This is a genomic window from Escherichia sp. R1 (genome assembly GCF_003000935.1).
GTDB lineage: Bacteria > Pseudomonadota > Gammaproteobacteria > Enterobacterales > Enterobacteriaceae > Escherichia > Escherichia coli.
In genome coordinates this window covers 210,466-222,341 of sequence record NZ_PSRU01000007.1, presented here as the reverse complement: position 1 = coordinate 222,341, position 11,876 = coordinate 210,466, and the positions used below count along the sequence as shown (strand labels likewise).

General features: G+C 52.7%; 8 protein-coding genes and 1 rRNA gene. 7 read left to right on the top strand and 2 right to left on the bottom strand.

Going from position 1 to position 11,876, the window contains the following annotated elements:
• The first annotated feature begins 3 nt into the window (after positions 1 to 3).
• Both rrf and C4F37_RS11245 read left to right on the top strand, forming a co-directional pair.
• A 5S ribosomal RNA gene (gene rrf, locus C4F37_RS11250) occupies positions 4 to 119 on the top strand.
• Between the two features lie 76 nt (positions 120 to 195).
• Positions 196 to 579, top strand: coding sequence for a YjaA family stress response protein (locus C4F37_RS11245; RefSeq protein WP_001298281.1), 384 nt, complete (start codon positions 196 to 198; stop codon positions 577 to 579).
• A gap of 63 nt (positions 580 to 642) precedes the next feature.
• Here C4F37_RS11245 and C4F37_RS11240 read toward each other — a convergent pair whose 3' ends face one another.
• On the bottom strand, positions 643 to 1,086 hold the full coding sequence (locus C4F37_RS11240) for an acetyltransferase (RefSeq protein ID WP_000236965.1): 444 nt from the start codon (positions 1,084 to 1,086) through the stop codon (positions 643 to 645).
• A 156-nt stretch (positions 1,087 to 1,242) separates the two neighbouring features.
• Here C4F37_RS11240 and metA point away from each other — a divergent pair, with 156 nt between their 5' ends.
• The 4 genes from metA (at position 1,243) to aceK (ending at position 7,149) form a co-directional block, all read left to right on the top strand.
• On the top strand, positions 1,243 to 2,172 hold the full coding sequence (gene metA / locus C4F37_RS11235) for a homoserine O-acetyltransferase MetA (protein WP_001122785.1): 930 nt from the start codon (positions 1,243 to 1,245) through the stop codon (positions 2,170 to 2,172).
• A gap of 268 nt (positions 2,173 to 2,440) precedes the next feature.
• Positions 2,441 to 4,042: a malate synthase A gene (gene aceB, locus C4F37_RS11230; RefSeq protein ID WP_001540405.1), complete on the top strand. Its 1,602-nt coding sequence runs from the start codon at positions 2,441 to 2,443 to the stop codon at positions 4,040 to 4,042.
• Positions 4,043 to 4,071: 29 nt separating this feature from the next.
• The gene (gene aceA / locus C4F37_RS11225; protein WP_000857856.1) at positions 4,072 to 5,376 is read left to right on the top strand and encodes an isocitrate lyase; all 1,305 of its coding nucleotides are present in this window, start codon (positions 4,072 to 4,074) and stop codon (positions 5,374 to 5,376) included.
• Positions 5,377 to 5,424: 48 nt separating this feature from the next.
• Complete coding sequence (gene aceK / locus C4F37_RS11220; protein WP_001137237.1) at positions 5,425 to 7,149, top strand: bifunctional isocitrate dehydrogenase kinase/phosphatase; 1,725 nt, start codon at positions 5,425 to 5,427, stop codon at positions 7,147 to 7,149.
• 16 nt (positions 7,150 to 7,165) lie between these two features.
• Here aceK and iclR read toward each other — a convergent pair whose 3' ends face one another.
• On the bottom strand, positions 7,166 to 7,990 hold the full coding sequence (gene iclR / locus C4F37_RS11215; RefSeq protein WP_000226409.1) for a glyoxylate bypass operon transcriptional repressor IclR: 825 nt from the start codon (positions 7,988 to 7,990) through the stop codon (positions 7,166 to 7,168).
• A gap of 199 nt (positions 7,991 to 8,189) precedes the next feature.
• Here iclR and metH point away from each other — a divergent pair, with 199 nt between their 5' ends.
• Complete coding sequence (gene metH, locus C4F37_RS11210; protein WP_001540407.1) at positions 8,190 to 11,873, top strand: methionine synthase; 3,684 nt, start codon at positions 8,190 to 8,192, stop codon at positions 11,871 to 11,873.
• Positions 11,874 to 11,876: the final 3 nt, after the last annotated feature.

Below are 11,876 nucleotides of genomic sequence, written 5' to 3'. Positions count from 1 at the left end.
TTGCCTGGCGGCCTTAGCGCGGTGGTCCCACCTGACCCCATGCCGAACTCAGAAGTGAAACGCCGTAGCGCCGATGGTAGTGTGGGGTCTCCCCATGCGAGAGTAGGGAACTGCCAGGCATCAAATTAGAAAAACCCCGGTCAATAAGGCCGGGGTTTTTTGCATATCAATTATTTGCATGATGAAGGGAATCTCATGTCAGTTCTGTATATCCAAATTCGTCGTAATCAAATTACTGTTCGCGATCTTGAAAGCAAACGTGAAGTGTCAGGAGATGCTGCCTTCAGTAACCAGCGCCTGTTAATCGCCAATTTCTTTGTTGCAGAAAAAGTTCTGCAAGATCTTGTTCTGCAACTCCACCCACGTTCAACCTGGCATTCTTTTTTGCCAGCAAAACGTATGGATATTGTTGTGAGCGCGCTGGAAATGAATGAGGGCGGTTTGTCACAGGTTGAGGAACGCATTCTTCATGAAGTGGTCGCAGGGGCAACGTTAATGAAATATCGCCAGTTCCACATCCATGCGCAATCAGTGGTACTCAGTGATAGTGCGGTCCTGGCAATGTTTAAGCAGAAATAATCATGTCACCATTGGTGGGTACGAAACCTAAAGTTCAGCCCACCGGGATGAGAAAAAAACCGCCTACACCCCCACATATGCCAGATTCAGCAACGGATACGGTTTCCCCAAATCGTCCACCTCAGAGCGTTCCGTAACCTTAAAGCCCACCTTCTTATAGAACCCAACCGCCTGCTCATTTTGCTCATTAACATTGGTTGTCAGTTCCGGGGCCATTGAGAGCGCATGCTTCACCAGCATCCGGCCCACGCCGCAGCCGCGCACATCAGGATCGATAAACAGCGCATCCATATGCTGCCCACTTAACAACATAAACCCAACCGGCTGATCCCGCTCATTAACCGCGACCCACAACGGTGCTTCCGGCAGAAAGGAATGCACCAGCTCTTCCAGCTCGGCCCGATACTCTGCTGATAAAAAATCGTGAGTGGCATCGACAGAACGACACCAAATCGCAACGAGTTCCTCCCCCTCCTCATGCCGTGAGCGTCGAATACTAATAACCATTTTCTCTCCTTTTCGTCATTCTTATATTCTAACGTAGCCTTTTCCTTGAAACTTTCTCACCTTCAACATGCAGGCTCGACATTGGTAAATTTTCTGGTTATCTTCAGCTATCTGGATGTCTAAACGTATAAGCGTATGTAGTGAGGTAATCAGGTTATGCCGATTCGTGTGCCGGACGAGCTACCCGCCGTCAATTTCTTGCGTGAAGAAAACGTCTTTGTGATGACAACTTCTCGCGCGTCTGGTCAGGAAATTCGTCCGCTAAAGGTGCTTATCCTTAACCTGATGCCGAAGAAGATCGAAACTGAAAATCAGTTTCTGCGCCTGCTTTCAAACTCACCTTTGCAGGTCGATATTCAGCTGTTGCGCATCGATTCCCGTGAATCGCGCAACACGCCCGCAGAGCATCTGAATAACTTCTACTGTAACTTTGAAGATATTCAGGAACAAAACTTTGACGGTCTGATAGTTACCGGCGCGCCGCTGGGCCTGGTGGAGTTTAATGATGTCGCTTACTGGCCGCAGATCAAACAGGTGCTGGAGTGGTCGAAAGATCACGTCACCTCGACGCTGTTTGTCTGCTGGGCTGTACAGGCCGCGCTCAATATCCTCTATGGTATTCCTAAGCAAACCCGCACCGACAAACTCTCTGGCGTTTACGAGCATCATATTCTCCATCCTCATGCGCTTCTGACGCGTGGCTTTGATGATTCATTCCTGGCACCGCATTCGCGCTATGCTGACTTTCCGGCAGCGTTGATTCGTGATTATACCGATCTGGAAATTCTGGCAGAGACGGAAGAAGGGGATGCATATCTGTTTGCCAGCAAAGATAAGCGCATTGCCTTTGTGACGGGCCATCCCGAATATGATGCGCAAACGCTGGCGCAGGAATATTTCCGCGATGTGGAAGCCGGGCTAGACCCGGATGTACCGTATAACTATTTCCCGCACAATGATCCGCAAAATACACCGCGAGCGAGCTGGCGTAGTCACGGTAATTTGCTGTTTACCAACTGGCTCAACTATTACGTCTACCAGATCACGCCATATGATCTACGGCACATGAATCCAACGCTGGATTAATCTTCTGTGATAGTCGATCGTTAAGCGATTCAGCACCTTACCTCAGGCACCTTCGGGTGCCTTTTTTATTTCCGAAACACACCTCAGTAAGTGAATAAATTTTATTTATATTGTTATCAATAAGTTAACATGTATTTTTAATTAAAATGGAAATTGTTTTTGATTTTGCATTTTAAATGAGTAGTCTTAGTTGTGCTGAACGAAAAGCGCACAACGATCCTTCGTTCACAGTGGGGAAGTTTTCGGATCCATGACGAGGAGCTGCACGATGACTGAACAGGCAACAACAATCGATGAACTGGCTTTTACAAGGCCGTATGGCGAGCAGGAGAAGCAAATTCTTACTGCCGAAGCGGTAGAATTTCTGACTGAGCTGGTGACGCATTTTACGCCACAACGCAATAAACTTCTGGCAGCGCGCATTCAGCAGCAGCAGGATATCGATAACGGAACGTTGCCTGATTTCATTTCGGAAACAGCTTCCATTCGTGATGCTGACTGGAAAATTCGCGGGATTCCTGCGGACTTAGAAGATCGTCGCGTAGAGATTACCGGACCTGTAGAGCGCAAGATGGTGATCAACGCGCTCAACGCCAATGTGAAAGTCTTTATGGCCGATTTCGAAGATTCACTGGCACCAGACTGGAACAAAGTGATCGATGGGCAAATTAACCTGCGCGATGCGGTTAACGGCACCATCAGCTATAGCAATGAAGCAGGCAAAATTTATCAGCTCAAGCCCAATCCAGCGGTTTTGATTTGTCGGGTACGCGGTCTGCACTTGCCGGAAAAACATGTCACCTGGCGTGGTGAGACAATCCCCGGTAGCCTGTTTGATTTTGCGCTCTATTTCTTCCACAACTATCAGGCACTGTTGGCAAAGGGCAGCGGTCCCTATTTCTATCTGCCGAAAACCCAGTCCTGGCAGGAAGCGGCCTGGTGGAGCGAAGTCTTCAGCTATGCAGAAGATCGCTTTAATCTGCCGCGCGGCACCATCAAGGCGACGTTGCTGATTGAAACGCTGCCCGCCGTGTTCCAGATGGATGAAATCCTTCACGCGCTGCGTGACCATATTGTTGGTCTGAACTGCGGTCGTTGGGATTACATCTTCAGTTATATCAAAACATTGAAAAACTATCCCGATCGCGTCCTGCCAGACAGACAGGCAGTGACGATGGATAAACCCTTCCTGAATGCTTACTCACGCCTGTTGATTAAAACCTGCCATAAACGCGGTGCTTTTGCGATGGGCGGCATGGCGGCGTTTATTCCGAGCAAAGATGAAGAGCGCAATAACCAGGTGCTCGACAAAGTAAAAGCGGATAAATCGCTGGAAGCCAATAACGGTCACGATGGCACATGGATCGCTCACCCGGGCCTTGCTGATACGGCAATGGCGGTATTCAACGATATTCTCGGCTCCCGCAAAAACCAGCTTGAGGTGATGCGCGAACAAGACGCGCCGATTACTGCCGATCAGCTGCTGGCACCTTGTGCTGGTGAACGCACCGAAGAAGGTATGCGCGCCAACATTCGCGTGGCTGTGCAGTACATCGAAGCGTGGATCTCTGGCAATGGCTGTGTGCCGATTTATGGCCTGATGGAAGATGCGGCGACGGCTGAAATTTCCCGTACCTCAATCTGGCAGTGGATCCATCATCAAAAAACGTTGAGCAATGGCAAACCGGTGACTAAAGCCTTGTTCCGCCAGATGCTGGGCGAAGAGATGAAAGTCATTGCCAGCGAACTGGGCGAAGAACGTTTCTCCCATGGGCGTTTTGACGATGCCGCACGCTTGATGGAACAGATCACCACTTCCGATGAGTTAATTGATTTCCTGACCCTGCCAGGCTACCGCCTGTTAGCGTAAACCACCACATAACTATGGAGCATCTGCACATGAAAACCCGTACACAACAAATTGAAGAATTACAGAAAGAGTGGACTCAACCGCGTTGGGAAGGCATTACTCGCCCGTACAGCGCGGAAGATGTGGTGAAATTACGCGGTTCAGTCAATCCGGAATGCACCCTGGCGCAACTGGGCGCGGCGAAAATGTGGCGTCTGCTGCACGGCGAGTCGAAAAAAGGCTACATCAACAGCCTCGGTGCACTGACTGGTGGTCAGGCGCTGCAACAGGCGAAAGCGGGTATTGAAGCAGTCTATCTGTCGGGATGGCAGGTAGCGGCGGACGCTAACCTGGCGGCCAGCATGTATCCGGATCAGTCGCTCTATCCGGCAAACTCGGTGCCAGCGGTGGTGGAGCGGATCAACAATACTTTCCGCCGTGCGGATCAGATCCAATGGTCCGCGGGCATTGAGCCGGGCGATCCGCGCTATGTCGATTACTTCCTGCCGATCGTCGCCGATGCGGAGGCCGGTTTTGGCGGTGTACTGAATGCCTTTGAACTGATGAAAGCGATGATTGAAGCCGGTGCAGCGGCAGTTCACTTCGAAGATCAGCTGGCATCAGTGAAGAAATGTGGTCACATGGGCGGCAAAGTTTTGGTGCCAACTCAGGAAGCTATTCAGAAACTGGTCGCGGCGCGTCTGGCAGCTGATGTGACGGGCGTTCCAACCCTGCTGGTTGCTCGTACCGATGCCGATGCGGCGGATCTGATTACCTCCGATTGCGACCCATATGACAGCGAATTTATTACTGGCGAGCGTACCAGTGAAGGCTTCTTCCGTACTCATGCGGGTATTGAGCAAGCGATCAGCCGTGGCCTGGCGTATGCGCCATATGCTGACCTGGTATGGTGTGAAACCTCCACGCCGGATCTGGAACTGGCGCGTCGCTTTGCACAAGCCATCCACGCGAAATATCCGGGCAAACTGCTGGCTTATAACTGCTCGCCTTCGTTCAACTGGCAGAAAAACCTCGACGACAAAACTATTGCCAGCTTCCAGCAGCAGCTGTCGGATATGGGCTACAAGTTCCAGTTCATCACCCTGGCAGGTATCCACAGCATGTGGTTCAACATGTTTGACCTGGCAAACGCCTATGCCCAGGGCGAGGGTATGAAGCACTATGTTGAGAAAGTGCAGCAGCCGGAATTTGCCGCCGCGAAAGATGGCTATACCTTCGTATCTCATCAGCAGGAAGTGGGTACAGGTTACTTCGATAAAGTGACGACCATTATTCAGGGCGGCACGTCGTCGGTTACCGCACTGACTGGCTCCACTGAAGAATCGCAGTTCTAACAACCAACGCCCCTTTCCGTAAGGCGAGGGGCGAATTAAGGAGAGGCGATGCCGCGTGGCCTGGAATTACTGATTGCACAAACCATTTTGCAAGGTTTCGACGCTCAGTATGGTCGATTCCTCGAAGTGACTTCCGGGGCGCAGCAGCGTTTCGAGCAAGCCGACTGGCATGCTGTCCAGCAGGCGATGAAAAACCGTATTCATCTTTACGATCATCACGTGGGTCTGGTCGTGGAGCAACTGCGCTGCATTACTAACGGCCAAAGCACGGACGCGGCATTTTTACTGCGCGTTAAAGAGCATTACACCCGGCTGTTGCCAGATTACCCGCGCTTCGAGATTGCGGAGAGCTTTTTCAACTCCGTGTACTGTCGGTTATTTGACCACCGCTCGCTTACTCCCGAGCGGCTTTTTATCTTTAGCTCCCAGCCAGAGCGCCGCTTTCGTACCATTCCACGCCCACTGGCGAAAGACTTTCACCCCGATCACGGCTGGGAATCTCTGCTGATGCGCGTTATCAGCGATCTGCCGCTGCGTCTGCGTTGGCAGAATAAAAGCCGTGACATTCATTACATCGTTCGCCATCTGACGGAAACGCTGGGGACAGACAACCTCGCGGAAAGTCATTTACAGGTGGCGAACGAACTGTTTTACCGCAATAAGGCAGCCTGGCTGGTGGGCAAACTAATAACGCCTTCCGGCACGTTGCCATTTTTATTGCCGATCCACCAGACGGACGACGGCGAGTTATTTATTGATACCTGCCTGACGACGACCGCCGAAGCGAGCATTGTTTTTGGCTTTGCGCGTTCTTATTTTATGGTTTATGCACCGCTGCCCGCAGCGCTGGTCGAGTGGCTACGGGAAATTCTGCCAGGTAAAACCACCGCTGAATTGTATATGGCTATCGGCTGCCAGAAGCACGCCAAAACCGAAAGCTACCGCGAATATCTCGTTTATCTACAGGGCTGTAATGAGCAGTTCATTGAAGCGCCGGGTATTCGTGGAATGGTGATGTTGGTGTTTACGTTGCCGGGTTTTGATCGGGTATTTAAAGTCATCAAAGACAGGTTCGCGCCGCAGAAAGAGATGTCTGCCGCTCACGTTCGTGCCTGCTATCAACTGGTGAAAGAGCACGATCGCGTGGGCCGAATGGCGGACACCCAGGAGTTTGAAAACTTTGTGCTGGAGAAGCGGCATATTTCCCCGGCATTAATGGAATTACTGCTCCAGGAAGCAGCGGAAAAAATCACCGATCTCGGCGAACAGATTGTGATTCGCCATCTTTATATTGAGCGGCGGATGGTGCCGCTCAATATCTGGCTGGAACAAGTGGAAGGTCAGCAGCTGCGCGACGCTATTGAAGAGTACGGCAACGCCATTCGCCAGCTTGCCGCTGCCAACATCTTCCCTGGGGATATGTTATTTAAAAACTTTGGCGTCACCCGTCACGGGCGCGTGGTGTTTTATGATTACGACGAAATTTGCTACATGACGGAAGTGAATTTCCGCGACATCCCGCTGCCGCGCTACCCGGAAGACGAACTTGCCAGCGAACCGTGGTACAGCGTCTCGCCGGGTGATGTTTTCCCGGAAGAGTTCCGTCACTGGTTATGTGCCGACCCGCGTATTGGTCCGCTATTTGAAGAGATGCACGCCGACTTGTTCCGCGCTGATTACTGGCGCGCACTACAAAACCGCATACGTGAAGGGCATGTGGAAGATGTTTATGCGTATCGGCGCAGGCAGCGGTTTAGCGTCCGATTCGTATAAATCAGAGGCGAAAAAGTCAGCGTATTCCACCGTACGCCAGCGTCACTTCCTTCGCCGCTTTAATCACCATCGCGCCAAACTCGGTCACGCGGTCATCGGTAATACGTGAAATCGGTCCGGAAATTGAAATTGCGGCAAACGGTTCGCGGTGCTCATCGAAAATACACGCTGCAAGGCAACGCAGCCCCAGCGCATGTTCCTCATCGTCAAATGAATAACCCCGTTTGCGCGTTTGGGCGAGATCTTCTTTTAAATGCACAGGAGACACCAGCGTCGCGTGGGTATAGGCATGTAACCCTTTGCGGTGCAGCAGCTTCGTCACCTGTTCTTCGCTCAGTTGGGCCAGAAAGGCTTTACCCGCACCGGAAGCGTGCATCGGCAATTTACCGCCGATAGGCGCGGACATTCGCATCAGGTGAGTACACTGTACCTGGTCGATAATAATCGCTTCGTGATTGCTTTGATCAAGCACCGCCATATTGACCGTTTCGCCAGACTCTTCCATTAGATTGCGCAGAATAGGATGGACAATCGCTAACAAATTACGGCTCTGGAGAAAGCTGCTACCGACCATAAAGGCGTGTGCGCCGATTGCCCAGTGACCCAGTTCGCCGACCTGACGGACAAAGCCCTGTTGCTGCATCGTGGTTAGCAGGCGGTGGGTCGTGGAATTGGGTAACCCGGCTTGCTGTGCCAGTTCCGTGAGTGCCACACTGCCATTGGATTCGGCAATCCACTCCAGTAATTTCAGGCCACGCGTTAAAGACTGAACCTGTCCAGTCGCTGGTGCGGTGGCAACGGCGGGTTTTCTGCCGCGTTTTGCGGGAATGGGTGCGACCATGACAGTCTCCTTTTTCTGTATCGTGGAAATCATTTTCATTTTTATTATCAGCGAATGCAATAGTTGCTGAACAGATCCGATGAGTTAATGTTGAACAAATCTCATGTTGCGTGGTGGTCGCTTTTACCACAGATGCGTTTATGCCAGTATGGTTTGTTGAATTTTTATTAAATCTGGGTTGAGCGTGTCGGGAGCAAGTGTGAGCAGCAAAGTGGAACAACTGCGTGCGCAGTTAAATGAACGTATTCTGGTGCTGGACGGCGGTATGGGCACCATGATCCAGAGCTATCGACTGAACGAAGCCGATTTTCGTGGTGAACGCTTTGCCGACTGGCCATGCGACCTCAAAGGCAATAACGATCTGCTGGTGCTCAGTAAACCGGAAGTGATCGCCGCTATCCACAACGCCTACTTTGAAGCGGGCGCGGATATCATCGAAACCAACACCTTCAACTCCACGACCATTGCGATGGCGGATTACCAGATGGAATCCCTGTCGGCGGAAATCAACTTTGCAGCGGCGAAACTGGCGCGCGCCTGTGCCGACGAGTGGACTGCCCGCACGCCGGAGAAACCGCGCTACGTTGCCGGTGTTCTCGGCCCGACCAACCGCACGGCGTCTATTTCTCCGGACGTCAACGATCCGGCATTCCGCAACATCACTTTTGACCAGCTGGTGGCGGCTTATCGAGAATCCACCAAAGCGCTGGTGGAAGGTGGCGCGGACCTGATCCTGATTGAAACCGTTTTCGACACCCTTAACGCCAAAGCGGCGGTCTTTGCGGTGAAAACGGAGTTTGAAGCGCTGGGCGTTGAACTGCCGATTATGATCTCCGGCACCATCACCGACGCCTCCGGGCGCACGCTCTCCGGGCAGACCACTGAAGCGTTTTACAACTCCCTGCGCCACGCCGAAGCGCTGACCTTTGGCCTGAACTGTGCGCTGGGGCCAGACGAACTGCGCCAGTACGTACAGGAACTGTCGCGTATTGCGGAATGCTATGTCACCGCCCACCCGAACGCCGGGCTGCCCAACGCCTTTGGTGAATACGATCTCGACGCCGACACGATGGCAAAACAGATACGTGAATGGGCAGAAGCGGGCTTTCTCAATATCGTCGGCGGCTGCTGCGGCACCACGCCACAACATATTGCAGCGATGAGTCGTGCAGTAGAAGGATTAGCGCCGCGCAAACTACCGGAAATTCCCGTAGCCTGCCGTTTGTCCGGCCTGGAGCCGCTGAACATTGGCGAAGATAGCCTGTTTGTGAACGTGGGTGAACGCACCAACGTCACCGGTTCCGCTAAGTTCAAGCGACTGATCAAAGAAGAGAAATACAGCGAGGCGCTGGATGTGGCGCGTCAGCAGGTGGAAAACGGTGCGCAGATTATCGATATCAACATGGATGAAGGGATGCTCGACGCCGAAGCGGCGATGGTGCGTTTTCTCAATCTGATTGCCGGTGAACCGGATATCGCTCGCGTGCCGATTATGATCGACTCCTCAAAATGGGACGTTATTGAAAAAGGTCTGAAGTGTATCCAGGGCAAAGGCATTGTTAACTCTATCTCGATGAAAGAGGGTGTCGACGCCTTTATCCATCACGCGAAACTGTTGCGTCGCTACGGTGCGGCAGTCGTGGTAATGGCTTTTGACGAACAGGGCCAGGCCGATACCCGCGCACGGAAAATCGAGATTTGCCGTCGGGCGTACAAAATCCTCACCGAAGAGGTTGGCTTCCCGGCTGAAGATATCATCTTCGACCCGAACATCTTCGCGGTCGCAACTGGCATTGAAGAGCACAACAATTACGCGCAGGACTTTATCGGCGCGTGTGAAGACATCAAACGTGAACTGCCGCACGCACTGATTTCCGGCGGCGTTTCTAACGTTTCTTTCTCATTCCGTGGCAACGATCCGGTGCGCGAAGCCATTCACGCGGTGTTCCTCTACTACGCTATTCGCAATGGCATGGATATGGGGATCGTCAACGCCGGGCAACTGGCGATTTACGACGACCTGCCTACCGAGCTACGCGACGCGGTGGAGGATGTGATCCTCAACCGTCGCGACGATGGCACCGAGCGTTTACTCGAGCTTGCCGAGAAATATCGCGGCAGCAAAACCGACGACACCGCTAACACCCAGCAGGCGGAGTGGCGCTCGTGGGAAGTGAATAAACGTCTGGAATACTCGCTGGTCAAAGGCATTACCGAGTTTATCGAGCAGGATACCGAAGAAGCCCGCCAGCAGGCTACGCGTCCGATTGAAGTGATTGAAGGCCCGTTGATGGACGGCATGAACGTGGTCGGCGACCTGTTTGGCGAGGGCAAAATGTTCCTGCCGCAGGTGGTGAAATCGGCGCGCGTAATGAAGCAGGCGGTGGCGTATCTCGAACCGTTTATTGAAGCCAGCAAAGAGCAGGGTAAAACCAACGGCAAGATGGTGATCGCCACCGTGAAAGGCGATGTCCACGACATCGGTAAAAATATCGTTGGTGTGGTGCTGCAATGTAACAACTACGAAATTGTCGATCTCGGCGTGATGGTGCCTGCGGAAAAAATTCTCCGTACCGCTAAAGAAGTGAATGCTGATTTGATTGGCCTTTCGGGGCTGATCACGCCGTCGCTGGACGAGATGGTTAACGTGGCGAAAGAGATGGAGCGTCAGGGCTTCACCATTCCGCTATTGATTGGCGGCGCGACCACCTCAAAAGCGCACACGGCGGTGAAAATTGAGCAGAACTACAGCGGCCCGACGGTGTATGTGCAGAACGCTTCACGCACCGTTGGTGTGGTGGCGGCGTTGCTTTCCGACACTCAGCGTGATGATTTCGTTGCTCGTACCCGCAAGGAGTACGAAACCGTGCGTATTCAGCACGGACGAAAGAAACCACGCACACCACCGGTCACGCTGGAAGCGGCGCGTGATAACGACTTCGCTTTTGACTGGCAGGCTTACACGCCGCCGGTGGTGCACCGTCTCGGTGTGCAGGAAGTCGAAGCCAGCATCGAAACGCTGCGTAATTACATCGACTGGACGCCGTTCTTTATGACCTGGTCGCTGGCCGGGAAGTATCCGCGCATTCTGGAAGATGAAGTGGTAGGTGTTGAGGCGCAGCGGCTGTTTAAAGACGCCAACGACATGCTGGATAAATTAAGCGCCGAAAAAATGCTGAACCCGCGTGGTGTGGTGGGCCTGTTCCCGGCAAACCGTGTGGGCGATGACATTGAAATCTACCGTGACGAAACGCGTACCCATGTGATTAATGTCAGCCACCATCTACGCCAACAGACCGAAAAAACCGGCTTCGCTAACTACTGTCTCGCTGACTTCGTTGCGCCGAAGGTTTCCGGCAAAGCGGATTACATCGGCGCATTTGCCGTGACTGGCGGGCTGGAAGAGGACGCACTGGCTGATGCCTTTGAAGCACAGCATGATGATTACAACAAAATCATGGTGAAAGCGCTTGCCGACCGTCTGGCGGAAGCCTTTGCGGAGTATCTCCATGAGCGTGTGCGTAAAGTCTACTGGGGCTATGCGCCGAACGAGAACCTCAGCAACGAAGAGCTGATCCGCGAAAACTACCAGGGCATCCGTCCGGCACCGGGCTACCCTGCCTGCCCGGAACATACGGAAAAAGCCACAATCTGGGAGCTGCTGGAAGTGGAAAAACATACCGGTATGAAACTCACGGAATCCTTCGCCATGTGGCCGGGTGCATCGGTTTCGGGTTGGTACTTCAGTCATCCAGACAGCAAGTATTACGCGGTGGCGCAAATTCAGCGCGATCAGGTTGAAGACTATGCCCGCCGTAAAGGAATGAGCGTTACCGAAGTTGAGCGTTGGTTGGCACCGAATCTGGGGTATGATGCCGAGTAAGTG